Source organism: Halomonas sp. MMH1-48, assembly GCF_022348105.1.
In the GTDB taxonomy this organism is placed as follows: Bacteria; Pseudomonadota; Gammaproteobacteria; order Pseudomonadales; family Halomonadaceae; genus Vreelandella; species Vreelandella piezotolerans.
On record NZ_JAKRFL010000002.1, the window covers coordinates 258304 to 282340 of the forward strand.

Annotated in this window: 26 protein-coding genes; 13 read left to right on the forward strand and 13 right to left on the reverse strand. The window is 59.8% G+C overall.

The window, feature by feature from the left end; all coding sequences use genetic code 11:
• Window positions 1-40 precede the first annotated feature (40 nt).
• From frr to rpsB, 4 genes are all read right to left on the reverse strand, one after another.
• Window positions 41-598: a ribosome recycling factor gene (gene frr, locus MHM37_RS03280; RefSeq protein WP_139528318.1), complete on the reverse strand. Its 558-nt coding sequence runs from the start codon at window positions 596-598 to the stop codon at window positions 41-43.
• A 4-nt stretch (window positions 599-602) separates the two neighbouring features.
• The gene (gene pyrH, locus MHM37_RS03285; RefSeq protein ID WP_139528317.1) at window positions 603-1373 is read right to left on the reverse strand and encodes a UMP kinase; all 771 of its coding nucleotides are present in this window, start codon (window positions 1371-1373) and stop codon (window positions 603-605) included.
• 122 nt (window positions 1374-1495) lie between these two features.
• Window positions 1496-2365 (reverse strand): translation elongation factor Ts, encoded by an 870-nt coding sequence (tsf, locus tag MHM37_RS03290; RefSeq protein ID WP_139528316.1) that lies wholly within the window; start codon window positions 2363-2365, stop codon window positions 1496-1498.
• Window positions 2366-2577: 212 nt separating this feature from the next.
• Window positions 2578-3330 carry a 30S ribosomal protein S2 gene (gene rpsB, locus MHM37_RS03295; RefSeq protein ID WP_139528315.1) on the reverse strand — a complete coding sequence of 251 codons (753 nt, stop codon included), beginning with the start codon at window positions 3328-3330 and terminating at the stop codon, window positions 2578-2580.
• Window positions 3331-3652: 322 nt separating this feature from the next.
• On the opposite strand from rpsB, the gene map reads away from it, so the two are divergent.
• The 7 genes from map (at window position 3653) to MHM37_RS03330 (ending at window position 11555) form a co-directional block, all read left to right on the forward strand.
• On the forward strand, window positions 3653-4444 hold the full coding sequence (gene map / locus MHM37_RS03300; RefSeq protein ID WP_139528314.1) for a type I methionyl aminopeptidase: 792 nt from the start codon (window positions 3653-3655) through the stop codon (window positions 4442-4444).
• Entirely contained in the window at window positions 4444-7119 is a 2676-nt protein-coding gene (locus MHM37_RS03305; protein ID WP_239295793.1) for a [protein-PII] uridylyltransferase, read from the forward strand. The genes map and MHM37_RS03305 overlap by 1 nt, the downstream gene beginning before the upstream one ends.
• 248 nt (window positions 7120-7367) lie before the next feature.
• Window positions 7368-8564, forward strand: coding sequence for a succinyldiaminopimelate transaminase (gene dapC / locus MHM37_RS03310; protein ID WP_239295792.1), 1197 nt, complete (start codon window positions 7368-7370; stop codon window positions 8562-8564).
• Window positions 8565-8597: 33 nt separating this feature from the next.
• Entirely contained in the window at window positions 8598-8942 is a 345-nt protein-coding gene (locus tag MHM37_RS03315) for a Spx/MgsR family RNA polymerase-binding regulatory protein (RefSeq protein WP_239295791.1), read from the forward strand.
• A 42-nt stretch (window positions 8943-8984) separates the two neighbouring features.
• Window positions 8985-10010: a 2,3,4,5-tetrahydropyridine-2,6-dicarboxylate N-succinyltransferase gene (dapD, locus tag MHM37_RS03320; RefSeq protein WP_239295790.1), complete on the forward strand. Its 1026-nt coding sequence runs from the start codon at window positions 8985-8987 to the stop codon at window positions 10008-10010.
• Window positions 9997-11169 carry a succinyl-diaminopimelate desuccinylase gene (gene dapE / locus MHM37_RS03325; protein WP_239295789.1) on the forward strand — a complete coding sequence of 391 codons (1173 nt, stop codon included), beginning with the start codon at window positions 9997-9999 and terminating at the stop codon, window positions 11167-11169. The genes dapD and dapE overlap by 14 nt, the downstream gene beginning before the upstream one ends.
• Window positions 11166-11555, forward strand: a complete 390-nt coding sequence (locus MHM37_RS03330) for a hypothetical protein (protein WP_153843443.1) — start codon at window positions 11166-11168, stop codon at window positions 11553-11555. Before dapE ends, MHM37_RS03330 begins: the two co-directional genes overlap by 4 nt.
• A gap of 61 nt (window positions 11556-11616) precedes the next feature.
• Here the strand turns inward: MHM37_RS03330 and MHM37_RS17080 are convergent, their stop codons facing one another.
• Window positions 11617-12147, reverse strand: a complete 531-nt coding sequence (locus MHM37_RS17080; RefSeq protein WP_139528307.1) for a cold shock domain-containing protein — start codon at window positions 12145-12147, stop codon at window positions 11617-11619.
• Between the two features lie 110 nt (window positions 12148-12257).
• Here MHM37_RS17080 and MHM37_RS03340 point away from each other — a divergent pair, with 110 nt between their 5' ends.
• Window positions 12258-12506, forward strand: coding sequence for a SlyX family protein (locus MHM37_RS03340; protein ID WP_139528306.1), 249 nt, complete (start codon window positions 12258-12260; stop codon window positions 12504-12506).
• Window positions 12507-12528: 22 nt separating this feature from the next.
• On the opposite strand, the gene ald is transcribed toward MHM37_RS03340, so the two are convergent.
• The 7 genes from ald to radC form a co-directional block, all read right to left on the reverse strand.
• The gene (ald, locus tag MHM37_RS03345; RefSeq protein ID WP_219862680.1) at window positions 12529-13647 is read right to left on the reverse strand and encodes an alanine dehydrogenase; all 1119 of its coding nucleotides are present in this window, start codon (window positions 13645-13647) and stop codon (window positions 12529-12531) included.
• 179 nt (window positions 13648-13826) lie between these two features.
• On the reverse strand, window positions 13827-14264 hold the full coding sequence (locus MHM37_RS03350; RefSeq protein ID WP_153843441.1) for a thioesterase family protein: 438 nt from the start codon (window positions 14262-14264) through the stop codon (window positions 13827-13829).
• 48 nt (window positions 14265-14312) lie between these two features.
• Window positions 14313-15503: a class I SAM-dependent rRNA methyltransferase gene (locus tag MHM37_RS03355; RefSeq protein ID WP_139528303.1), complete on the reverse strand. Its 1191-nt coding sequence runs from the start codon at window positions 15501-15503 to the stop codon at window positions 14313-14315.
• Between the two features lie 79 nt (window positions 15504-15582).
• Window positions 15583-16410, reverse strand: coding sequence for a bifunctional DNA-formamidopyrimidine glycosylase/DNA-(apurinic or apyrimidinic site) lyase (mutM, locus tag MHM37_RS03360; RefSeq protein WP_153843440.1), 828 nt, complete (start codon window positions 16408-16410; stop codon window positions 15583-15585).
• Between the two features lie 136 nt (window positions 16411-16546).
• On the reverse strand, window positions 16547-16702 hold the full coding sequence (gene rpmG / locus MHM37_RS03365) for a 50S ribosomal protein L33 (RefSeq protein WP_009098622.1): 156 nt from the start codon (window positions 16700-16702) through the stop codon (window positions 16547-16549).
• A gap of 37 nt (window positions 16703-16739) precedes the next feature.
• Window positions 16740-16976: a 50S ribosomal protein L28 gene (rpmB, locus tag MHM37_RS03370; protein ID WP_038481085.1), complete on the reverse strand. Its 237-nt coding sequence runs from the start codon at window positions 16974-16976 to the stop codon at window positions 16740-16742.
• Window positions 16977-17239: 263 nt separating this feature from the next.
• Window positions 17240-17914, reverse strand: a complete 675-nt coding sequence (radC, locus tag MHM37_RS03375) for a DNA repair protein RadC (RefSeq protein WP_139528301.1) — start codon at window positions 17912-17914, stop codon at window positions 17240-17242.
• Between the two features lie 218 nt (window positions 17915-18132).
• Here radC and coaBC point away from each other — a divergent pair, with 218 nt between their 5' ends.
• From coaBC to slmA, 5 genes are all read left to right on the forward strand, one after another.
• Window positions 18133-19389 carry a bifunctional phosphopantothenoylcysteine decarboxylase/phosphopantothenate--cysteine ligase CoaBC gene (gene coaBC / locus MHM37_RS03380; RefSeq protein WP_239295788.1) on the forward strand — a complete coding sequence of 419 codons (1257 nt, stop codon included), beginning with the start codon at window positions 18133-18135 and terminating at the stop codon, window positions 19387-19389.
• Between the two features lie 2 nt (window positions 19390-19391).
• Window positions 19392-19853, forward strand: a complete 462-nt coding sequence (gene dut, locus MHM37_RS03385; protein ID WP_139528299.1) for a dUTP diphosphatase — start codon at window positions 19392-19394, stop codon at window positions 19851-19853.
• Window positions 19854-19895: 42 nt separating this feature from the next.
• Window positions 19896-21284: a phosphomannomutase/phosphoglucomutase gene (locus tag MHM37_RS03390; protein ID WP_239295787.1), complete on the forward strand. Its 1389-nt coding sequence runs from the start codon at window positions 19896-19898 to the stop codon at window positions 21282-21284.
• A gap of 97 nt (window positions 21285-21381) precedes the next feature.
• Complete coding sequence (argB, locus tag MHM37_RS03395) at window positions 21382-22281, forward strand: acetylglutamate kinase (RefSeq protein ID WP_054644931.1); 900 nt, start codon at window positions 21382-21384, stop codon at window positions 22279-22281.
• 21 nt (window positions 22282-22302) lie between these two features.
• Window positions 22303-22911, forward strand: coding sequence for a nucleoid occlusion factor SlmA (gene slmA, locus MHM37_RS03400; RefSeq protein ID WP_219862673.1), 609 nt, complete (start codon window positions 22303-22305; stop codon window positions 22909-22911).
• A 93-nt stretch (window positions 22912-23004) separates the two neighbouring features.
• Here the strand turns inward: slmA and rpoH are convergent, their stop codons facing one another.
• A complete protein-coding gene (rpoH, locus tag MHM37_RS03405) occupies window positions 23005-23874 on the reverse strand; it encodes an RNA polymerase sigma factor RpoH (RefSeq protein WP_139528295.1) in 870 nt (289 codons plus the stop codon).
• Window positions 23875-24037: the final 163 nt, after the last annotated feature.

Sequence of the window (24037 nt, forward strand, 5' to 3'; positions counted from 1 at the left end):
ACGGACGGCCAAGCCGCCCGTGGCAAAGTGAACGCAGGCGTTATACCTGCATGAGATCCTGTTCTTTTGCGGTCAGCGCCTTGTCGATCTCAGCGATATATTTATCGGTCAGCTTCTGGATCTCGTCTTCGCCCTGACGCTGATCGTCTTCGGTGATCTCTTTATCCTTGAGCAAGGATTTGAAGTCACCGTTGGCATCGCGGCGAACGTTGCGCACGGCGACACGGGCAGTTTCCGCTTCGCTACGTGCTTGCTTGATGTAGCCTTTACGGGTCTCTTCGGTCAGCATCGGCATCGGCACACGAATCACGTTACCGGCGCTGGACGGGTTCAGACCCAGATCAGAGGTCATGATCGCTTTTTCGATTTTCGGCACCATGCCCTGCTCCCAGGGCGCCACGGTCAAGGTACGCGCATCTTCGACGTTCACCGATGCCACCTGATTCAGCGGTACTTGGCCCCCGTAATACTCGACGGTCACGGCATCCAGGATGCTGGGGTGAGCACGGCCCGTGCGGATCTTGTTGAAGTTGCTGTGCAGCGCCTCAACGCTCTTCTTCATGCGAGACTCTGCATCTTTCTTGATGTCGTTGATCACGTTGTTACCCTCTGTCTATCAGCGTGCCTTCCTTGCCCCCAACCACGAGGTTGAGCAGGGCACCAGGCTTGTTCATATCAAATACCCGCACCGGCATATTATGGTCACGTACCAGGCAGATTGCGGTCAAATCCATTACCCCCAGCTTCTGATCCAGAGCATCGTCATAGGAGAGCTGGTCGTATTTTACGGCGTCGGGGTGCTTCACCGGATCCTTATTGTACACGCCGTCTACTTTGGTGGCCTTGATGACGACGTCTACGTCCACTTCGATGCCGCGCAAACAGGCCGCGGAGTCCGTAGTAAAGAAGGGGTTTCCGGTGCCCGCGGAGAACAGCACCACGTCACCCGAGGTCAAATAACGGATGGCCGTGCGGCGGTCGTAATGCTCCACCACACCGCTCATGGGAATCGCTGACATCACGCGGGAGCGTATATTGGAGCGCTCCAGCGCATCGCGCATCGCGAGCGCATTCATGACCGTTGCCAGCATTCCCATGTGATCACCCGTGACCCGATCCATGCCGGCTTCGTTGAGCGCCGCGCCACGGAACAGGTTCCCCCCCCCAATGACGATACCGACTTGGACGCCAATCCCCACCAACTGGCCAATCTCCAGCGCCATGCGATCCAACACCTTTGGATCGATACCAAAATCGTGCTCACCCATCAGCGCTTCGCCCGACAGCTTCAGCAAAATACGCTTGTACTTCGACTTCGACTTATCGATTTTGGTGGCAGCAGTGGGGGTAGACTCTTGAACATCACGTGACATGGCATCTCTCCTGGGGCAGACCTGGGCACAGGTGGGCGAGGCAGCGCCTGTATTTCACAGGGGCCGGATACACGAAGGCGTGCGCTCGCGCGCACGCCATCTTCTGACTGGAACCTCTGACCTTAGCGACGGCCAGCCTGTTCCATGACTTCTTTAGCGAAGTCGACTTCTTCTTTCTCGATGCCTTCGCCCACTTCGAAGCGAGTGAAGCTGACCACTTCGCCACCGGCGGCTTTGACGAATTCAGCCACGGACTGGTTCGGGTCTTTGACGAACGGCTGCTCGGTCAGGCTGTTCTCAGCCAGGTACTTCTTCAGGCGGCCTTGAACCATCTTCTCAGCGATCTGCTCAGGCTTACCGGCCATGTCCGGCTGGGCCAGGATGATCGCTTTCTCTTTGTCCAGCTGCTCTTGCGGCATCTCTTCGGGATGCGCAACGGCCGGGTTGATCGCCGCGACGTGCATGGCAACGTCTTTGGCCGCTTCGCTGGTGCCGCCTTTCAGGACGGTCAGGACACCAATGCGGCCGCCGTGCACGTATTCGCCTACCAAACCACCGTCAACGGCATTGACGACCACGGCACGACGCACGCCGATGTTTTCGCCGATTTTCTGAACCAACTGCTCACGAGCGGACTCGAGATCACCCGCCATCACGGCGGCAACGTCTTCGCTCTTCGCTGCAAAGAACGCATCGGCGATCTTGTTGGCGAAGCCGATGAAGTTATCGTCACGAGCAACGAAGTCGGTTTCAGAGTTGATTTCGACCATGACGCCGTAGCTGCCATCGTCTGCTACGCGAGTCACCACCGCACCTTCTGCAGCGGTACGACCCGCTTTCTTCGCGGCTTTAAGACCAGAGCTTTTACGCAGGTTTTCGATCGCGACTTCGATGTCACCGTCGGCTTCGGTGAGTGCTTTTTTACACTCCATCATGCCAAGACCGGTACGTTCGCGCAGTTCCTTAACCTGAGAGGCGCTGATAGCTGCCATGAGATTTCACCTCGGAAATGGTTCTAACTGAGAGTTAAACGCGCTACAGAGTATAAGCACGATAAATGACCGTTGCGTATCACTGTGCAGAGCGCTTGCCGGCATTGATCCGGCATGATCGGCCCGCCTGGGCGAACCCAAAGCGGGAAAAAGGGGGCATAAGGCCCCCTCTGATACGATGCGGCTCACCTGCCCGCCGCACCACTGCAGCCTTACTCGGCAGCAGCGTTTGTGTCGGCAGAAGCGGCTTCTTCTTCAGTCACTTCGACGAACTCGTCCGGACGACCTTCTTTCGCGCGACCACACGCGTCGGCAATCGCCTTCACGTAGATCTGGATAGCGCGGATGGAGTCATCGTTGCCCGGGATCACGTAATCAACGCCATCCGGGTTGGAGTTGGTATCGACCACGCCAATGACCGGGATGCCCAGCTTGTTGGCTTCGTTGATCGCAATGCGCTCGTGATCAACGTCGATCACGAACAGCGCGTCCGGCAGGCCGCCCATGTTCTTGATACCGCCGATAGAACGCTCGAGCTTCTCTTGCTCACGCGTGGCCATCAAGACTTCTTTCTTGGTCAGCTTCTCGAAGGTACCGTCTTCGCGCATGGTTTCCAGATCACGCAGACGTTTGATGGACTGACGAATGGTCTTGAAGTTGGTCAGCATGCCGCCCAACCAGCGATGGTTGACGAACGGCTGGCCAACGCGATTCGCTTCTTCTTTGATGATCTTGCTGGCGCTGCGCTTGGTACCAACGAACAAAATCTTGTTGTTGGACGCCGCCATCTTCTCGACCACGTCGATCGCTTCGTTCAGCGCCGGCAGAGTGTGCTCGAGGTTGATGATGTGAATCTTGTTGCGCGCGCCGAAGATGAATTTACCCATCTTCGGGTTCCAGTACTTGGTCTGGTGACCGAAGTGAGCGCCTGCTTTCAGCAGGTCACGCATATTGACGTGAGACATGGTAAAACTCCTGAAACTCGGGTTAGGCCTCCACGCACCCCATGGATCCGACCAGTAGCGCCGACGAACGTCGCTAGAGGCACCCGGGACCATGTGCCGGTGCATGTGTGTTTTCAAGGCTTGCTGTCGTGCAACTCAGCGGTGCTGGGTTGCGATCTCGTTACTCTTTCCACGCGCCGCCGCCCTGGAAAGAAGCGAGGGATGGCGATTGCAGGAAAGCGCGCGGCTTTATACCATAGATCATTGCCAAGATGAAGTCGCAGGCGCGTTTAGACGCTGAATTTGCCACTCATCACTCACCCAGAAGCCACATCGAGAATTCATGAACGTTCCTATCAAGACGCCTTCTGAAATCGAGAAAATGCGCGAAGCCGGTCGCCAGGCAGCCAGCGTTATCGAAATGATCACTCCCCACGTCACAGCGGGTATCAGTACCGGTGAGATCGACCGCTTGTGCCATGCGTACATCGTCAACGAACTGGGCTCGACGCCAGCACCGCTGAACTATCACGGTTTCCCTAAAGCGACCTGCACCTCGATCAATCACGTGGTATGCCACGGCATTCCCGATGATGGCAAAAAGCTCAAAAACGGCGACATCATGAACCTGGACATCACGGTGCGCACGCCAGACGGCTACCACGGCGACTCCAGTGTCATGTTCGTGATTGGCGACACCATTCAGGGTGAACGACTGTGCCGCATCACCCAGGAGTGCCTATATAAAAGTATCGAGCTAGTGAAGCCCGGCGTACGCCTTTCCGAGCTGGCCCGGGTGATCCAGCAGCATGCCGAAGCCCACGGCTACTCCGTGGTGCGCGACTTCTGCGGCCACGGCATTGGCGCGGACTTTCACGAAGATCCGCAGTTCTTGCACTACGACGGCTATGCACCGGATGCCGACATTCGCCTGGAGGCGGGCATGTGCTTCACCATAGAGCCGATGATCAACGTAGGTGGCTACAAAACCAAGGTCCTGCGGGATGGTTGGACCGCCGTCACGAAAGACCGCAGCCTGTCGGCGCAGTGGGAGCACACCCTGCTTGTCACCGACACCGGCGTTGACGTGCTGACCGCACGCAGCGACGAAGACTTTAGCTTTTTGAACGCCTGATGCTTCTTCACCACTACCGGTTCGAGCCGGACACGTCGCTTTTCGATCTCGACCTGTTTCGCACCGAGCTTGCCGGATCACGCTCGCCCATTGCGCCGTTCAAAGCGGCCTTACGGGACATTCAGGCGCGGCTGGACGAGCAGTTTCGCGCTGGGGCCGATATTCGCGATTTGGTACGCGGCCGTGCATGGTATCTCGACCAGCTGCTTGCCATCGCCTGGGAGCAGCATGCCTGGCCCGACGACGGGGTCGCGCTGGTAGCGGTGGGTGGTTACGGGCGTGGAGAACTACACCCCCACTCGGACATCGACCTGCTCCTATTGCTCGAACACGACGACGACTCCCCCTACCGTGAGCCGCTGAGCGCCTTCATCACCTTTTTGTGGGATATCGGCCTCGAGATCGGCCATAGCGTGCGCTCACTCAACGACTGCGAGCGCGAAGCCGAAGCGGACGTCACGGTGATCACCAACCTGCTGGAGTCACGCCTCATCGCCGGGCCGGAAAGCTTGCGCGAAAAGATGCGCGAGCGCTTGAGCGCAACGAACCTGTGGCCTGCCGACCGATTTTTCGAGGCCAAGTGGCAGGAACAGATCGCCCGCCACTACCGCTACAACAATTCCGAGTATCACCTGGAGCCCAACCTCAAAAGCTCCCCCGGTGGCCTGCGCGATATCCAAATGATTGGCTGGGTGGCCAAGCGCCATTTCGGCACCGAGCAGTACACCGACATCGTCGCCAACGGCTTCATGAACGACGCCGAGCTGCGCATTCTCAGCCAGGGTCAAGCATTTCTCTGGCAGGTGCGCTACGCTCTGCACATGCTCACGGGCCGGGCCGAAGATCGGCTGCTGTTCGATCATCAGCGCACCATTGCCGAGATGTTCGGCTTCAAGGACACTCCCGAACGACTCGCCGTCGAACAGTTCATGAAGCGCTACTACCGCCATGTAACGGCCCTCGCCGGACTCAACGACATGCTCTTGCAGCATTTCGACGAAGTCATTCTGCGCGGTAAAGAGTCGTTGGAAACCGTCAAGCTCAACGAGCGCTTCGAAACCAAAGGCGGCTACATCCAAGTGCGCTCGCGCAACCTGTTCCGCGAGCGACCGGCAGCCATGCTGGAACTCTTCTTGCTAATGGCCAAACACCCGGAGATCGAGGGGGTACGCGCCGATACCATTCGGCTGATTCGTGACCACCGTCATCAAATCGACGATCACTACCGGGAAGAACCGCGTCACCAGCGGCTCTTCATGGCCCTTATGCGGGCACCGGGAAACGTTCCTCGCCAACTGCGGCGCATGAACCGCTACGGCATTCTCGGCAAGTACCTGCCAGAGTTTGGCCGCGCCGTGGGGCTGATGCAGCACGATCTGTTTCATATCTACACGGTCGATGCCCACACCCTGCGCCTGCTGAAATTCCTGCACGGCTTCCGCAAGCCCGAGGCCAAAGGCGACTTCCCCGTGGCAGCGACGCTCATCCACCAGTTGCCCAAGCTCGACTTGCTGTGGATAGCAGGCTTGTTCCACGACATTGGCAAAGGCCGTGGCGGCGATCACTCCGAAATCGGTGCGCGAGACGTCGAGCAGTTTTGTCATCGCCACCATATCTCCCAGCACGACACCAACTTGGTGAGCTGGCTGGTGGAGCACCACCTACTGATGTCGATGACCGCGCAAAAGCGCGACATCAGCGACCCGGACGTCATCCGCGACTTTGCGCTGATCGTGCGCGACGAGACCCGCCTGGACTACCTTTACGTGCTCACCGTCGCCGACATTAACGCGACCAACCCAACGCTGTGGAACGGCTGGCGGGCATCGCTTTTGCGCCAACTTCACGCGGAAACCAAACGCGCCCTGCGGCGCGGCCTGAAAAATCCGCCAGATCGCGACGACTGGGTACGCGAAACGCGCACCGAAGCGCGCTCGCTACTGCAAACGGTGGGTGTCGATAGCGCTCACATCGACCGGCTTTGGGAATCGCTGGGGGAGGACTACTTCCTGCAGTACGCACCCAGCGAGATCGTCTGGCAGACCCAAGGCATTCTCAACCACCAGCCCTCACCGCTGCCGCTAGTGCTGATCAGTGCGCCCACCGCCGACATGGCCGAGGGCGGTACCAAGGTCTTCATCCACACCCGCTCGGCGGATGATCTGTTTGCCGCCACGGCCGCCGCCATGGAGCAGTTGGGGCTGTCCATCCACGATGCGCGGATTGCCACGTCCCACAACGACTGGACGCTGAACACCTTTATCGTACTGGATAGCCATGGCCAGCCGATTCGTGACTCAGAGCGTATCGAAGAGATGCGCAGCCACCTGGTTGAAGAGCTGGACGACCCGGATGACTACCCCGAAATCGTCACCCGCCACACCCCGCGACAGCTCAAGCACTTCAAAGTGCCGACCGAAGTGGTGATCGAGCAGGACCCAGCCAACGAGCGCACCCTGCTGGAGCTGACCGCCCCCGACCGCCCCGGTCTTCTTGCTCGGGTAGGGCGCATCTTCATGGAGCAGGATATCGCCCTCTCGGCCGCCAAGATCGCTACGCTGGGCGAGCGAGTAGAGGACGTGTTCTTCATTACCACCAAGGCAGGCGAGCCGCTCACCGACCCCGACCGCCAGCAGCAGCTTCGCGAACGGCTGATTGAGGTATTGGGGGTTTAAAGCTCGCGCTGTCTATAAATGCCGGGGGCTGGTTGAAGCGAGGGTCTTTCGCCATGGATGGCGAAAGTAGCGCCCATGGATGGGTTCACAGCGCCCTCGCAGCAACCTTCCCCCGGAACCACTAAACACAATTGGCTGTTTTGCTTGTTCGGTTAGGTTTGAGCCTGCCCCAGGGCTTGCCTATAATCGGCGGTTCGATAAATGGTTTTGCCCACAGCTCCCGCCTTCACGCTCTCAACGGACGCGCCATGAACCCAGATCTCAACGCCCTTCATCCCTATCCGTTTGAAAAGCTGGCCGCTCTCAAAGCGACACTCACGCCCCCGGCGGGGCTGACGCACATTCCGCTGACGATCGGCGAACCCCAGCATGTGCCTTACCAGGGCGCGCTGGATGCCCTCGTTGCCCACCAGCTCGAGATGGCCCGCTACCCGGCCACCAACGGCCTGCCCGCGCTACGTGAGACCATCGCTGCCTGGGCGACCCAGCGCTTTGGCCTCGCCGGCCTAGACGCCGAACGCCAAGTTCTGCCCGTGAACGGCACCCGCGAGGCCATCTTTGCCTTCGTGCAGGCAGCGCTGGACCGCACTCGCCCTGCCCAGGTCGCCGTGCCCAATCCGTTCTACCAGATTTACGAAGGGGCGACGCTACTGGCAGGCGGCCAGCCGCTCTACCTGGACTGCACGGCCGAGAACGGCTTTCGTCCCGATTTTTCTGCGGTCAGCGCCGACACTTGGCGCGACGTGCAGATCGTGTTTATTTGCTCGCCGGGCAACCCGACCGGCGCGGTCACACCGCTGGCCGAATTCAAAGAGTTGATTGCCCTGGCCGACGAGCACGACTTCATCATCGCCTCCGACGAATGCTACTCCGAGCTTTATCTGGACGAGAGCACACCGCCGCCGGGGCTGCTGCAAGCCTGCGCCGAGCTTGGCCGCGACGACTACCGCCGCTGCGTGGTGTTTCACTCGCTCTCCAAACGCTCCAACCTGCCGGGGCTGCGCTCAGGCTTCGTGGCAGGCGATGCAGACCTGCTCGCCCCGTTCAAGCGCTACCGCACCTATCACGGCTGCGCCATGTCGCTACCGCTGCAGCACGCGTCCATCGCTGCTTGGCAGGACGAAGCCCACGTACGGGCCAACCGCGACGCCTACCGTAAGAAATTCAGTGCGGTCACGGAGGTGCTCGCCCCGGTGATGGATTTCCCCACGCCCGAGGCGAGCTTCTACCTCTGGCCTGCGGTTCCGGGCGGTGACGATATCGCCTTTAGTCAACGGCTATTCAGCGAGCAGCACGTGAGCGTACTTCCCGGCAGCTTGATGGGCCGCCCAGGACAACATGGCCATAATCCCGGTGCTGGGCGGCTACGCTTAGCCCTAGTGGCGGAGCTCGAACCGACGCTGGAAGCGGCCACGCGTCTTCGCCAACTGCTCGAACGCGGCTAGCCCGCGCCGACCAAGACGACGAAAGGAGGCTGTATGCTGACGCTCTATATGATTCACAACTGCGACACCTGCCGCAAAGCACGCAAAGCGCTGGACGACAAAGCGCTGATGTATAAAACCCACGACCTGCGTAAAGATGGCCTGTCGGCGGCACTGCTTGAACACATCTTGAATCGCGCGCCGCTGATCGAGGTGATCAACAAGCGCAGTAAGACCTGGCGCGAGCTCTCCGATGAAGAGAAGGATTTTGATGCCAACTCGGCGCGCCAGCTGTTGCTTCAGCACCCTACGCTGCTCAAGCGGCCGCTTTTGGAACTCGACGACGGTACCATCATGATCGGCTACCGAGACGGCGACTACGATTCGCTAAGTGGCTAATCCTGACCGACACCTCTCACCAACCTCTAAGGAATACGCGTTATGCTGAGCTTCGCGCTTGGAATCGGCACCCAAAACACCCAGGGCGACTGGCTGGAAATCTACTATCCGGCTCCACTACTCCACCCAGACGAGAGCCTGGTCGCAGCGGCCAAGGAAGCCCTGGACGCACCAACAGGCAATGCCCCGGTCAGTTTCCTGCCAGAAGATTGCACCCGCTTGGCCAAAGCGCTGGAAGCGGCAGGCCACTCCGACCAAGCCGCACTGGCAGAGTCACTGGCGGCGAGCCAGCGTCCGCTGGTGGCGATGTTCTTAGAGAGCGATCAGCCGCCGCAAACCGCGCCTGAGGTGTACTTGAAGCTGCACCTGCTGTCCCACCGCCTGGTGAAGCCCCACGGCCTGGACCTGACCGGTATGTTCGGCTTGCTGCGTAACATCGCCTGGACCAACGAAGGCGCCATCGACATCGAAGAGCTGCCCGCCCGCCGCCTCAAGGCACGTCTTGCTGGCCGTGCGCTGTCCGTCGACTGTGTCGATAAATTCCCCAAAATGACCGATTACGTGGTGCCTAGCGGCATCCGCATCGGCGACACCGCCCGCGTGCGCCTGGGCGCTTACCTGGGCGAGGGCACCACGGTCATGCACGAAGGGTTCGTCAACTTCAACGCGGGCACCGAAGGCCCCGGCATGATCGAAGGGCGTATCTCTGCCGGCGTCATGGTCGGCAAAGGCTCCGATCTGGGCGGCGGCTGCTCCACCATGGGCACGCTCTCGGGCGGTGGCAACATCATCATCAAAGTGGGCGAGGGCTGCCTCATCGGCGCCAATGCCGGTATCGGTATTCCGCTGGGCGACCGCTGTACCGTGGAAGCGGGTCTGTACATCACCGCAGGCTCCAAAGTGACACTGTTGGATGACAAGGGCCAAGACGTCAACACCGTCGCCGCCCGCGAGCTGGCAGGCCAAGACGACCTGCTTCTGCGTCGCAACTCACAAAATGGCCGCATCGAGTGCTTGACCAATAAAAGCGCCATCGCGCTGAACGAGGCGCTACATGCCCATAACTGAGCCTGACTCACTGTCGCCGACGCTCACGCTGGCGTTCGACCTGCTGAGCCGGGCATCGGTGACACCCGACGATGAAGGCTGCCAAGACCTGATGATCGAGCGCTTAACGGCGCTCGGTTTCCATATCGAGCAGCTCCCCTTTGGTGATGTAAAGAATTTTTGGGCTGTGCGCGGCCACCACGGGCCGGTGATCGCGTTTGCCGGACACACCGATGTGGTGCCCAGCGGCCCCCATACCAACTGGGAATTCCCGCCGTTCGAGCCCTGTATCGACGACCAGGGCATGCTCTGCGGGCGCGGCGCAGCGGACATGAAGGGCAGTCTGGCGGCGATGCTGACGGCAGTGGAGCGCTTTGTGGCGCGCTACCCCAATCACGAGGGTCGCATTGCGTTTTTGATCACCTCCGACGAGGAGGGGCCTGCCATCGACGGCACCCGCGCAGTGGTCGAGCATCTTCGCGAGCGCAATGAGCGTTTGGACTACTGCATCGTGGGCGAGCCCTCCTCTACCGATCGCCTAGGCGATGTGATCAAAAACGGGCGGCGCGGCTCTTTGGGCGGCGTGCTTCACGTCAAAGGGGTGCAGGGCCATGTGGCCTACCCTCACTTGGCACGCAACCCTATCCATCAGGCGATGCCTGCGCTGGATGCGCTCGTCAACGAGCATTGGGACGCGGGCAATGACTTCTTCCCTGCGACCAGTTTTCAGATCTCCAACGTGCGTGCTGGAACGGGCGCCACCAACGTGATTCCAGGTGACGTGGAAGTCGTGTTCAACTTCCGTTACTCCACCGACGTCACCCACGACGAATTACGCTCACGCACCGAAGCGATCTTGGATGCGCATGGCCTCGAGTATCATCTGGATTGGACGTTGAACGGCGAGCCCTTCCTGACCGCAGAAGGCGAGCTCGTGGATGCCACGATTCGCGGCGTAGAAGCCGTCACCGGCGAACGCCCGCAACTCTCCACCAGCGGCGGCACCTCGGACGGTCGCTTCATTGCCACCTTGGGCGCCCAAGTCGTCGAGCTTGGCCCACTCAACGATACTATCCACAAGGTGAACGAACGGGTGCGCGCCAGCGACTTGGACGAGCTGAGCCGTATTTACGAAGCGACGCTTCAGGCGCTGCTGACCACCGACGAGGTACGCGTATGATGGAGCGGTTTCCAGACATAGAAGTGTATCTGGCGCAGGCCACGCTGGATGACGTCAACGCCTGGCTGGCCGAGGTGCTCAGTGCACCGCCGCTTAGTCCAGCGGGCAAAGGCAAATGGAAAACCCGCGGCCAACACCAAGGCGATAGCGTCCCGGTACTCCTGGTGGATAACGCCGCCGATGGCTTTGCCAGCCTCTGGTTCGACAGCAACCAGACGCCGTGGCATACCGATCAGGAGTGCGCTCAGCATGCCGCTGAGGCGCTGCAGGTGGAAGTTCGCTGCTCGCTAGGCGGCTGGCATCCCGGCGATGACCCTGACCGTTTTTGGCAAGTTCTACCCAGCGGCCAAGAGCGTGCCATCGAATGGCCCGATTCGGGCCGCTAAATGCAAAAACCCCCGCCAATGCGGGGGTTTTCTCTACCAGCAAGGGACGCTGTGAGAACGCTTACTCGATAATACTCACATCATCGGCCTGCAGGCCACGATCGTTTTTGATCACGTGATAGCGAACGATTTGGCCTTCGGCCAGCATCCGTGGGCCGCGGCCACGGATGGCACGAAAGTGAACGAATACGTCCTCTCCGTTATCGCGGGTAATGAAGCCGTAACCTTTATTGGTATTGAACCACTTGACCTCTCCCTCTTCACGGCCATCGTTGGGATCGATGATGTCTTCTTCATCATCGTCCGCTACCGGCGACGTCGCTTGAGGCTGACGCGGTGCTGGTTTCACTCGGGCAACGTCCGCTTTGACCACCATGGGCGGCGCCAGGGCAGCGGCGGCTAACGTGCCAATGAACAACATGACAAAGCAGCCAAGGGCGACGGCGGCATACACACTAAACGCCGCGCCAGCTAGCCACTGTTCAGCCATCGGTGCATTGGTTAAATGAACAATCCCCGCCAACAAAAGCGGCGTGGGGGCGGCCAGTAAGATACTGATAAAGAAACAGCGAAAAACAACTTTTGGGTTCATAGATGATGAAAGCTCTCTTGTTGTATGGGTAACAGACGAAGGACAATACTCGAACTACCAGGCCCATTCCTAACAGTACCGAGCATACTACACAAGGTGACGATGTTATCATGACAAACGATTTATCGCCTGCCGAGCTCACTCAACGTCTTGAATCGTTGGAGAGTCGGCTGGCTTATCAAGAGCACTGGCTGGATACGCTCGACCAAGCGGTCGCCCAGCAAGAACGACGCTTGGAAAAACTCGAGCAACTCAGCGCCTTGATGCGCGAACGGCTACGTGAACAGCATCAGGCGCTCCAAGCAGGCGATAGCCAAGGCAGCTTTCGCCCTGAAGATGACGTTCCGCCCCACTATTGAGCATTAGACACGCTTCAGCCCTTTATCGCCCCACCACACTGCTGGGGTCGACGCTCGCCAAGCCAAAGGCCTCGGCGACCGCACGGTAAGTGATCTGGCCATTATGAACGTTCAGACCGGGCAAGAAGTGCGCATCGTCGGCGAGCGCCTTTTGCCACCCTTTGTCGGCGAGTGCCAGCACGAACGGCAGCGTGGCGTTGGTCAGCCCTAGCGTAGAAGTCCGCGCCACGGCACCGGGCATGTTGGCCACGCAGTAGTGGACGATGCCATCGACGATATAAGTGGGCTCGGCGTGGGTGGTGGGCTTGCTGGTTTCGAAGCAGCCGCCCTGATCGATCGCCACGTCGACCAGCACGCTCCCCGGCTTCATGTCTGCCAGCATGGCGCGCGTGATCAGCTTGGGTGCTGCAGCCCCAGGAATGAGCACGGCACCCACAATCATGTCCGACTCCCTGGCCGCGTGATCCAACGCATCGGCCGTGGAGTAAACGGTCTTGATGCGCCCTTGATAGCGATCATCCAGCACCTCCAGGCGGGCAATGGATTTGTCCAGGATCGTGACGTCCGCGCCCAGGCCGAGTGCCATGCGGGCGGCGTTTTCGCCGACGACACCGCCGCCGATCACCGTCACCTTGCCCGGCGACACACCGGGGACCCCCGGCAACAGCACACCGGAGCCGCCCTGCGCTTTCTCCAGGCTGTGCGCCCCCGCCTGTACGGCCATTCGACCCGCCACGGTACTCATGGGGGCAAGTAGCGGCAGACCGCCTTTGGCATCGGTAATGGTTTCGTACGCAATACAGGTGGCACCGCTGTCCATTAGCCCTTGGGTGAGCGACTGTTCAGCGGCCAAGTGCAAGTAGGTAAACAGCGTATGCTCAGGGGTGAGACGCGCGACCTCCTCTGGCTGCGGCTCTTTGACTTTCAAGATCAGCTCGGCGTGTTGCCACAGCGCCTCCACGCCTTGTTCGATGGTGGCCCCCGCGCTTTGATAAGCACTATCGGGAAAGCCTGCGCCTTCGCCCGCCCCGCTTTCCACGCAGACATGATGGCCACGCCCGGTTAGCTCGCGTACCCCTGTGGGCGTGAGTGCAACACGGTACTCGTGATTTTTAATCTCTTTGGGAACGGCAATTTTCATGACTGAACTCTCCACAATCCGGATGAACGACACGTCGCTCACTGCATTACAGCACAGCCGGTGAGAACCACCACGCCTATGAATCAAAACGAAAAAAACGCCGGCTAAGGCGTTTTTTGACAGAAAGATCTAGCGCTTGAGCGCAGCGCACGAAAAAATCGACGCCACTCAGTAGCGCATCACCCTTCCTCTACTACCGCACTACCATAGAGACGCTGATACTCCTCGGGCAGGCGCTTTGGACGACCGCTGGAGAGTGCCACGCAGGCAAAGCGAGTACGGGCATTGAGCAGCGTTTTGCCATCGTCGACACGCTTGAGCTGGAAGCGACGCGTCAGACTAAAACGCCCGTCGCACGCGACGATCCAGGTCGCGAGCTGCAGCGCATCCCCTAAAAAGGCTGGCGCGAGGTAGTCCAGCTCGTGACGATGGACCACCATCGCCCTATCCAGCGTTCGGTAACGCTCGAGAGAGAGCCCCAATGCCTCGGAGTGGGCCCAGCTAATTTGCTCGACCCAACGCAAGTACTCGCTGTTGTTGACGTGCTGGTAGGCATCGATCGCCTCTGGCAGCACCTCCAGGTCAATGACAAACGGGTCTGGCAGTGCCCACTCCATGTGACTCGCTCCCTGTCTACCTACCTCATGACGACGATTTGCGGATGATTAATCGCGGAATACGCGAACACCCAGCGCCTTCAAATAGGCCGTTTCTGGAATGGCCGGGTGTACCGGATGATCCGGCCCTTGGTGGCCCTGGAAGATGACCTGTCCGTGACGATCCTGATGGCGCACCGCGCCGCGCACCACGTCGACCAACCGCTCGGACGCCAAGTGCATGGAGCACGACGCCGACAGCAGCAGGCCGTCGCGGCCCAACAGACGCATCGCTTCACGATTGAGACGCGAGTAGGCGCGCTCACCGTTGGGGATGTCCTTGCGCTTTTTGATGAACGCCGGCGGATCGAGAATCACCACGTCGAACTGCTCGCCATCGGCCTTCAGCGCCGCCAGGGCTTCGAAGGCGTCGCCTTCGCCGATGGCCACCTGCTCTTGGACACCGTTCAGCTCGGCGTTGCGCGCCACTTGCTCCAGCGCCGCGCCAGAGGCGTCCACGCAGAGCACTTCGGAGGCGCCGCTGGCGGCTGCCTGGACGCCCCAGCCACCCACGTAGCTGAAGACGTCCAGCACGCGTTTGCCAGCCACTTGGCCGTTGAGCCAGGCGCGGTTGACACGATGGTCATAGAACCAGCCGGTTTTCTGGCCATTCAGCACCGGGACGGCAAAGGTCACGCCATTCTCGACCAGCAGCACTTCATCGGGTAGCGTGCCTTTGACCACCTCCACGTGGGCTTCCAGGCCCTCCTGGCGGCGGCCACCGGTGTCGTTGCGAAACACGATCGTGCTTGGTTTGACGACTTTCTCCAGCGCATCGACGATCTCCTCCGCCAATGCCTGCATACCCGCCGTGTTGAGCTGCACCACCAGCACGTCGCCAAAGCGGTCGATGACTAGCCCCGGCAGCAGGTCGCCTTCCCCATGAATCAGACGATAGAAGGGCTGATCGAAGAGACGCTGACGCAGCGCCAGCGCCTGATTGAAGCGATGCACGAACAGCGAGCGGTCCAGGCGCATTTCCGGGTCTCGAGACATGATACGCGCACAGATCAACGAGTGCGGATTCACGTAGGCCACGCCCAACGTTTTTCCGTTGGAGGCCTCTACGAGCGCGGACTCACCCGCCGCGAAGTTCTTTAACGGCGTCTCTTTGATATCGACTTCGTTGGAGTAGATCCACAGATGGCCAGCCTTCAAGCGGCGATCGGCGTTCTTGTTCAGGCGCAGGCGTTGAGTCACAACAATCTCCAAAAAAGCAGGCGGGCAGCGCTCTAGCGCTGCTCAAATAAGCAAAATGGGTCGCCGCGCGAGGCGACGCTTAACGCTGGCAGCCAGGGCAGAACACGCTGGCCCGCTGGCCCAGAGTGATACGTCTCAGCTCGCTTCCGCAGCGTAAACAGGGTTGCCCGTGACGTCCGTAAACGTTGAGCCGCTGGGCAAAGTAGCCGGGCTCACCCTGGCCGCTGACAAAATCGCGCAGCGTCGTGCCGCCTTGGGTAATGGCTGCCGTCAATACCTCTTTGACGGCAGCCGCCAGCGCATCGTAGCGGGCTCGGGAAATACGCCCCGCCGCACGGCGCGGGTCGATGCCCGCCATGAACAGCGCTTCGGCGGCGTAGATATTGCCCGCGCCCACCACCACGCGGTTATCCATCAGAAAAGGCTTGACCGCTACGCGCTTGTCGCGGGACAAGCGGTAGAGCCACTGGCCGTCGAAGGCTTCGCTGAGCGGCTCGGGGCCCAAGTGAGCAAGGCGGGTATCGCGACTGCCGTCGCCCTGCCGCCAATCGACGAAACCGAACCGCCGCGGATCATGATAGCGCAGCACGTAACCGCTAGCCGTCACGACGTCCACATGATCGTGTTTTTTGGGCACGTCGCCCAGGCGCGCAATACGCAGGCTTCCCGACATGCCCAGGTGCCACAGCAGCGTGGCGCTGCCTTTGGGTGTGGCCAGCGGCATCTGCAAATACTTGGCACGGCGTGAAAGCTCGCCGACGCGCGCGCCGATCAGCCGATCGGCCAGATCGTCAGGCACTGGCACCCGCAGGCGCGGCTGGCGCACCCGCACTTCGGTAATCTCTTGCCCTTCGATATAGGGGGCAATGCCACGTCGCGTGGTTTCTACTTCAGGCAATTCGGGCATGATGAAAGCCTATGATGACAGCGCCATGACAGATGACCCGTCAGCGCCCTAACGACAGACATGCAAAAACCCGGCTTTGGGCCGGGTTTTTCAACAGGCGCTCGCCTGCGGTGAAAGCCGATCATCGTAACCGCGATTACTTGATCTTGGCTTCCTTGTAGATAACGTGCTTACGGACCACCGGGTCGTATTTCTTGAATTCGAACTTATCCGGAGTGTTCCGCTTGTTCTTATCAGTGGTGTAGAAGTGGCCAGTACCGGCACTAGACACCAGCTTGATCTTATCGCGCATGGTTTAACTCTCCCAAAAGTGCGTAGCAAAAGCTCGCTTAGATTGCGTCGCCGCGTTTGCGGATATCGGCCAGAACCGTCTCGATACCTTTCTTGTCGATGATGCGCATGCCTTTAGAGGAAACGCGCAGCTTGACGAAGCGGTTTTCGGATTCAACCCAAAAACGATGGGTGTGCAGGTTCGGCAAGAAACGACGACGTGTCTTACGCTGGGAGTGAGAAACGTTGTTACCAGTTACCGGACGCTTGCCGGTAACCTGACATACTTTGGACATGAGAGCCTCCAACCGCTTGGCGAGTTGTTCAAAACTGTCGGGCAAACCGGAGCAGGGAGGGAGTCGACGCAGTTAACCGCCTAGCTGTACCCAAATCCGTTATTCAACCCAAGTTCAAAGGTGGCACTTTATACCAGAGCACCTGGCTACCAGCAAGCGAAACCGCCCAAAAAGGCCAAAAAAGCGCGTTTCTGGACAATTTACTTAGAAAAGGGGCATCGGCCCTACGACCCGCCGCGCGTTTTCTCCTGCTGAGTTGATGACTATAGCCAGCCACGCTCGGCAAAGGACACCACGTCTCCGTCTCCTACCACGAAATGATCGAGAACCCGCACGTCAAAGAGTGCAAGGGCATCTTTCAAGCGCTCGGTGATACGTCGATCGGCATCACTGGGCTCCGCTACACCCGAGGGGTGATTGTGGGCCAGGATGACAGCACCAGCGTGTAGTTCCAACGCACGCTTGGCAACTTCGCGGGGATAAACGGATGCGCTGTCTAGGGTACCGCGAAATAGGGATTCATAGCGAATAATTCGGTGCTGAGTGTCCAAAAAAAGGACCGCAAACTCCTCGTGTCCCAAGTGACGGAGTTGAGAACTCAAATAGTGACGCACCAGCGCTGGCGACGTCAGCGCGTTACCCCGGGCCAGCTGACTGGCCAAATGACGCCGCGAAAGCTCCAGGGTGGCCTGTAGCTGAGCAAACTTGGCATCCCCCAACCCCCGAGCGGCACAGAACTGGGCTTGGTCGGCTTCCAGCAACTGCCTTAAACCACCAAAGCTGGTCAGCAAGTCCCGCGCTAAATCCACCGCAGAGCGTCCCTGTACGCCAACGCGCAGAAAAATGGCGAGAAGCTCAGCATCCGAGAGAGCCTGCGCGCCCATCGTCAGCAGTTTTTCCCGCGGCCGTTCCCCCTCGGGCCAATGATTGATTCCCATCCACGCCTCCTTGCCCATGCGCTGCCGTTATCGGCCTAGTTAAAGACAGAGCGCCGCCTTCAAACGCCAACTCAATGGCGCCGCCTCACTATACCTAGCCCCTACATTTGCCGAGCATGCCAAAATAATCGGTCAAATGGTATGGTAAGCGCCTTGTTGATCGTCACACTGGACTGCCGACCATGGCCTCATTTTCGCATTCCCCTTTGTCATCACGTATGTCATCACGTACGTCGTCACTTGCGGGTAAGCGCCTGCTGCTCGGCGTTAGCGCGGGCATTGCGGCGTATAAAAGCGCGCTGATCGTACGACTGCTCAAGCAGGCGGGCTGCGAGGTTCGCGTGGTGATGACGGAGGGCGCCCAGGCCTTCATTACGCCGCTGACACTTCAGGCGCTCTCGGGGGAGCCGGTGCGTACGTCGCTGCTAGATCCAGAAGCGGAAGCCGGCATGGGCCATATCGAGCTGGCCCGCTGGGCCGACGCCATCGTGATCGCGCCCGCCACGGCCGATCTGATCGCACGATTGGTGCACGGCATGGCGGATGACTTATTGACCACGCTCTGTTTGGCGTCCGAGGCGCCGCGCCTCATCGCGCCAGCGATGAATCAAGCCATGTGGCGCCACCCCGCCACTCAGCGCAACGTGTCACAGCTGGCCAGCGACGGCTGGCAGCTGATAGGCCCTGCCGCGGGCGATCAAGCCTGCGGCGATGTCGGCCCAGGGCGCATGAGCGAGCCTGATGAGATTCTGGAGGCCGTGAGCCGCCATTTTGCACCGCCCATTACCCCCTCGGCCAGCGCCCCCCATGTCGTGATTACCGCTGGCCCCACGCGGGAGGCACTAGACCCTGTCCGCTACCTGTCGAATCACAGCTCGGGGAAGATGGGCTATGCCCTGGCGGCCGAGGCAGCCGCGCAAGGCGCACGAGTGACGCTGATCAGCGGGCCGGTGAACCTACCCACGCCGCCAGGCGTCGAGCGGCTCAACGTCGACACGGCCCTGCAGATGCACGAGGCAGCGCTCGATCTCGCGCCAACCGCCGCGCTGTTCATTGGCTGCGCAGCGGTAGCCGACTACCGCGCCGCCAACGCGGCCGAGCACAAGCTGAAAAAAACCGACGACCAGGACACCCTAACGCTCACGCTGATGAAAAATCCCGACATCATTGCCGATGTGGCGGCGCTACCGGACGGCCTGCGCCCCTTTGTCGTGGGCTTTGCCGCCGAGACCCAAGACATCGAGCGTTACGCCCAGGATAAGCTCACCCGCAAAGGGCTCGATATGATCGTCGCTAATGATGTTTCCCAACAGGGGCTAGGGTTTGGCAGCGACGACAACGCGGCGCTGCTGCTATGGCGAACATCCGACGGCAGTGAACGACTCGTCGCACCGCCACAGCCTAAAACGCAGCTGGCCGCGCTGATCGTTCGGCACGCCCTCACCCACCTCTCTTTGACCTCTTCTGGAGCCTAACCATGAGCAGTTCCCGCCCTCGCCTACAGTGCAACGTCCTGGACGAGCGCCTCCACGACTATCTCCCCACCTATGCCACGACAGGCTCTGCGGGCATGGACTTGCGGGCGTTGCTGGATGAGCCGTTGACGCTCGCCCCCGGCGAATGCCAGCTCGTGCGAACCGGGCTTGCCATCTATATTGAAGACTCGGGCTTAGCGGGCATGATTTTGCCACGCTCGGGCCTGGGCCATAAACACGGCATCGTACTGGGCAACCTGGTGGGTTTGATCGACTCCGACTATCAGGGAGAGCTGATGATCTCGGTTTGGAACCGAGGCCAACACAGCTTCACCGTGACGCCGTTCGAGCGGCTGGCCCAGTACGTCTTGGTGCCCGTGGTGCAGGCCGACCTCGACATCGTCGAGCGCTTCAACGACTCCTCCCGCGGCGGCGGCGGTTTCGGCAGCACCGGTCGCCAATAGCTCGCCTTACGACGCCCCCTTTTGCCTTTTCAAGGATCGATGATGACCGTACCCGCTTCGATATTTCGCGCCTATGACATTCGCGGCGTCGTCGATGACACGCTCGACGATGCCACCACCGAGCTGATTGGCCGCGCCGTCGGCTCCGAAGCGGCCGCTCGCGGCGAACACACGGTGATTGTGGCGCGGGACGGCCGCACGTCTGGGCCACGCCTGCAGGCGGCGCTCATTCGCGGCCTGCAGGCCGCGGGAAGAGACGTGATCGATATCGGCATGGTGCCCACGCCGGTTCTCTATTTTGCCACTCACACGCTCGCAGAGAGCTGCTCAGGCGTGATGCTCACCGGTAGCCACAACCCGCCGGATTACAATGGCTTCAAGATCGTCCTGGCGGGCGACACCTTATCGGGCGACGCAATTACTGCGCTCTTTGAGCGCATTCAAGCAGGTAACTTCACCCAAGGCGACGGTCGCGTGCGCCACTACGATCTGCGCGCCACCTATCTGGAACGCATCTTGAGTGATGTGAAGGTAACGCGCCCGCTTAGCGCCGTGGTGGATTGCGGCAACGGGGTGGCTGGCGAGCTAGGCCCGCAGTTGGTCGAGCGATTGGGAGTAACGACCACGCCGCTCTATGCCGAGATCGATGGGCGCTTTCCTAATCATCACCCCGACCCCGGCAAGCCTGAAAACCTCCAAGACCTGATTCACCACGTTCAACACAGCGGAGCCGACATCGGCCTGGCCTTCGACGGCGACGGTGACCGCCTGGGCGTCGTGACGCCTCGTGGACGCATGATTTACCCCGACCACCTGATGATGCACTTTGCCACCGATATGCTGTCGCGCAACCCTGGCGCCAAGGTGGTCTTCGATATCAAGTGCACCGGCAACTTGGCCAAGGTGGTTAGCGAGGCTGGGGGTGAACCCGAGATGTGGCGCACCGGGCACTCGCTCATCAAAGCGCGCATGAAAGAGACGGGGGCACTGCTCGGCGGTGAGATGAGTGGCCACCTTTTTTTCAAAGAGCGCTGGTACGGTTTTGACGACGGTCTCTACTCAGCCGCCCGGCTGCTGGAGATTCTTGCCCAATTCCCAGGGGATGCGGATACCTTCTTCGACCAATTTCCTCAGGATGTGAGCACGCCCGAAATCAACATCAGCGTGGCCGATGACAAAAAATTTACCATTATCGAGACGCTTGCCAGAGAGGGCGACTTCGGCGAAGGTATCAAAACCACGCTGGATGGCATTCGCGTCGATTACCCCGACGGCTGGGGTTTATGCCGCGCCTCGAATACGACGCCCGCCCTGGTGCTGCGTTTCGAAGGAAAGGATAGCGCTGCACTTGCTCGCATCCGTGGGCGTTTTGCCGAAGCGCTCAACGGCATCGCACCGACACTGACCATACCGGCCACCACAACGACATGATCGCGCCTTTAGAACGCGCGACGTGTTAAACACGCTGTGATTGCCAGCCGCGCACAGCCATGCAACAGACATTAAAAAAGAGCCAAGGGACATCGTCATGAGTTCAGCTAGTCGCGACCCTCAGGTCGTCGTGGAGGTGCTGTCAGAAGCGCTTCCCTACATTCAGCAATTCTCCGGCAAAACCGTCGTCGTCAAATACGGTGGCAACGCCATGACCGAAGATACGCTGATCGACTCATTTGCTCGTAACATCGTGCTGATGAAGGAGGTCGGCATCAACCCCGTGGTGGTACACGGCGGTGGGCCGCAAATTGGCAGTCTGCTGGAGAAACTCAATATCGAATCCCGCTTCGTCAACGGCATGCGGGTCACCGACTCGCAGACCATGGACGTGGTCGAGATGGTGCTGGGCGGCTTGGTCAACAAGAGCATCGTCAACCTGATCAATCAAAGCGGCGGCAAAGCGATTGGCCTGACGGGGAAAGATGGTGCCCAAATTCGCGCCCGCCAGCTCAAAGTAGAGCATCAAAGTCCGGAAATGACCGCGCCGGAGATCATCGACATTGGCCACGTGGGCGAGGTGGAGTCGATCTCTACCGATCTCATCGAGATGCTGGCCGCGCGTGATTTCATACCGGTCATCGCACCTATTGGGGTAGATGACAAAGGCAACAGCTACAACATCAACGCCGATTTGGTAGCAGGCAAGCTAGCCGAAGCGCTGAACGCCGAAAAACTCATGCTGCTAACCAACGTGGCGGGTTTGATGAATAGCGAAGGTAAGGTATTGACCGGACTCACGACCGTTCAGGTAGACGGCTTGATTGCCGACGGCACCATCTACGGCGGGATGCTCCCCAAGATCCGCTGTGCACTGGACGCGGTGAAAGGTGGTGTCAACAGCGCCCACATCATCGATGGTCGCGTGCCCCATGCCGTACTGCTGGAAATCTTTACCAACGCCGGGGTAGGCACCCTGATCACTGACGCAGGCTAATCGCGACGGAGGGCACGAGTCATGAGTGACGATAGCAAACCTCGCCGCCGCGAGCAGATACTGCAGGCGCTGGCCATCATGTTGGAAGAAGATAGCGGTAAACGCATCACCACGGCCGCCCTGGCGCGGCAAGTGGGCGTTTCCGAGGCAGCGCTGTATCGCCATTTTCCCAGCAAGGCGCGCATGTTCGAAGGCTTGATCGACTTCATCGAAGAGAGCATTTTCGCCAGGATCACCCGCATTCTCGACGATATTCCTGATGCCACGACCCGCTGCGGAACGATTCTCTCGCTCTTGCTCGGGTTTGCCGAGAAGAACCCTGGGCTTGCCAGGGTACTGGGCGGCGATGTTCTCACTGGAGAGACCGCTCGGCTGCGCCAGCGGGTACACCAGCTCTTCGAGCGCTTGGAAATGCAGCTCAAGCAGGTGCTCCGTGAGGCCGAGCTGCGTGAAGGGCGGCGCACCAGCATCACCGCCTCGGCAGCGGCCAACCTGCTCATCGCCCAGGCCGAAGGGCGTATTTCGCAATACGTCCGCAGCGACTTCAAGCGGCTGCCTACCGAGTATTGGGAGGATCAGTGGACGCTACTCTCGGGCCAGCTATTTAGAAACGCTTCCCAACCCGCATAATGAGGCGCGTGCCCTCAGCACATGCACAAAGCAAATGAAAACGCCCCGCCGTAACGATACCGGCGGGGCGTTTTCCTGCGTGAGGCGTGAGTGTTACGCAGCGATGGCCGCGTCGCCCATTTTCTGACGTAGCTTCTTCATGGCGTTCTTTTCGAGCTGGCGAATGCGCTCAGCGCTAACGCCATACACGTCGGCCAAATCGTGCAACGTGGCTTTGTCATCGGTGAGCCAGCGGCGCTGCAAAATGTCCCGCGAGCGCTCGTCCAACGCTTTGAGTGCCAGTTGAAGACGGCGCGTGGCGTCTTCCTCGAAGTCGCTGTCTTCGAGCTGTGTCGCCGGGTCAGCGGAAGCGTCATCGAGGAAGTACGCTGGCGCTTGATACGTACTCTCTTCGTCGTCACTGGGCGATGCGTCGTACCCTGCGTCGAATGCCGAGAGGCGCCCTTCCATATCGCGCACGACTTCCGGTTTCACGTCGAGATCTTTGGCAATTGCGTCGACCTCGTCGTTGTTCAGCCATGCCAAACGCTTTTTCGCGCTACGCAGATTGAAAAACAGCTTACGCTGCGCCTTGGTGGTGGCGATTTTGACGATACGCCAGTTACGTAGCACGAACTCATGAATTTCGGCTTTGATCCAGTGCACGGCAAACGACACCAAGCGTACCCCTTGATTGGGATCGAAGCGCTTGACGGCTTTCATCAAACCGACGTTGCCTTCCTGAATCAAGTCCGCTTGCGGCAGACCGTAACCGGAGTAGCTGCGAGCAATGTGCACCACGAAACGAAGGTGCGATAGCACCAATCGACGTGCTGCCTCTAGATCGCCCTCATCGTAAAGACGGAACGCCAGCTCGCGCTCCTCTTCGACGCTCAGCACCGCGATGCCATTCACCGCTTGAATGTAGCCACCCAGGTCATTGCCTGGTGAAAGCTGTCCCACCGGTAGAAGACTAGTGCTCATGTGCAGATGGTCTCCCTTAAAACCTATCGTGGTTGACGTGCTGGCGTCGCGTGAATGTGCGCAGCCAAACGTCTTGCGTTAACCTTAAGACCTTAGTCGAACCCAGAGGTTCAAACGATCGACGCACAGTTGGCATCGATCACGCCACGGGGGTAGAAATTCC

Excerpts from the sequence above, each read along its gene's own strand:
- pyrH (WP_139528317.1), bottom strand. The coding sequence starts at position 1,373 with ATGTCACGTGATGTTCAAGAGTCTACCCCCACTGCTGCCACCAAAATC.
- tsf (WP_139528316.1), bottom strand. The coding sequence starts at position 2,365 with ATGGCAGCTATCAGCGCCTCTCAGGTTAAGGAACTGCGCGAACGTACC.
- rpsB (WP_139528315.1), bottom strand. The coding sequence starts at position 3,330 with ATGTCTCACGTCAATATGCGTGACCTGCTGAAAGCAGGCGCTCACTTC.
- map (WP_139528314.1), top strand. The coding sequence starts at position 3,653 with ATGAACGTTCCTATCAAGACGCCTTCTGAAATCGAGAAAATGCGCGAA.
- MHM37_RS03305 (WP_239295793.1), top strand. The coding sequence starts at position 4,444 with ATGCTTCTTCACCACTACCGGTTCGAGCCGGACACGTCGCTTTTCGAT.
- dapC (WP_239295792.1), top strand. The coding sequence starts at position 7,368 with ATGAACCCAGATCTCAACGCCCTTCATCCCTATCCGTTTGAAAAGCTG.
- MHM37_RS03315 (WP_239295791.1), top strand. The coding sequence starts at position 8,598 with ATGCTGACGCTCTATATGATTCACAACTGCGACACCTGCCGCAAAGCA.
- dapD (WP_239295790.1), top strand. The coding sequence starts at position 8,985 with ATGCTGAGCTTCGCGCTTGGAATCGGCACCCAAAACACCCAGGGCGAC.
- dapE (WP_239295789.1), top strand. The coding sequence starts at position 9,997 with ATGCCCATAACTGAGCCTGACTCACTGTCGCCGACGCTCACGCTGGCG.
- MHM37_RS03330 (WP_153843443.1), top strand. The coding sequence starts at position 11,166 with ATGATGGAGCGGTTTCCAGACATAGAAGTGTATCTGGCGCAGGCCACG.
- MHM37_RS17080 (WP_139528307.1), bottom strand. The coding sequence starts at position 12,147 with ATGAACCCAAAAGTTGTTTTTCGCTGTTTCTTTATCAGTATCTTACTG.
- MHM37_RS03340 (WP_139528306.1), top strand. The coding sequence starts at position 12,258 with ATGACAAACGATTTATCGCCTGCCGAGCTCACTCAACGTCTTGAATCG.
- ald (WP_219862680.1), bottom strand. The coding sequence starts at position 13,647 with ATGAAAATTGCCGTTCCCAAAGAGATTAAAAATCACGAGTACCGTGTT.
- MHM37_RS03350 (WP_153843441.1), bottom strand. The coding sequence starts at position 14,264 with ATGGAGTGGGCACTGCCAGACCCGTTTGTCATTGACCTGGAGGTGCTG.
- mutM (WP_153843440.1), bottom strand. The coding sequence starts at position 16,410 with ATGCCCGAATTGCCTGAAGTAGAAACCACGCGACGTGGCATTGCCCCC.
- rpmG (WP_009098622.1), bottom strand. The coding sequence starts at position 16,702 with ATGCGCGATAAGATCAAGCTGGTGTCTAGTGCCGGTACTGGCCACTTC.
- rpmB (WP_038481085.1), bottom strand. The coding sequence starts at position 16,976 with ATGTCCAAAGTATGTCAGGTTACCGGCAAGCGTCCGGTAACTGGTAAC.
- radC (WP_139528301.1), bottom strand. The coding sequence starts at position 17,914 with ATGGGAATCAATCATTGGCCCGAGGGGGAACGGCCGCGGGAAAAACTG.
- coaBC (WP_239295788.1), top strand. The coding sequence starts at position 18,133 with ATGTCATCACGTACGTCGTCACTTGCGGGTAAGCGCCTGCTGCTCGGC.
- dut (WP_139528299.1), top strand. The coding sequence starts at position 19,392 with ATGAGCAGTTCCCGCCCTCGCCTACAGTGCAACGTCCTGGACGAGCGC.
- MHM37_RS03390 (WP_239295787.1), top strand. The coding sequence starts at position 19,896 with ATGACCGTACCCGCTTCGATATTTCGCGCCTATGACATTCGCGGCGTC.
- argB (WP_054644931.1), top strand. The coding sequence starts at position 21,382 with ATGAGTTCAGCTAGTCGCGACCCTCAGGTCGTCGTGGAGGTGCTGTCA.
- slmA (WP_219862673.1), top strand. The coding sequence starts at position 22,303 with ATGAGTGACGATAGCAAACCTCGCCGCCGCGAGCAGATACTGCAGGCG.
- rpoH (WP_139528295.1), bottom strand. The coding sequence starts at position 23,874 with ATGAGCACTAGTCTTCTACCGGTGGGACAGCTTTCACCAGGCAATGAC.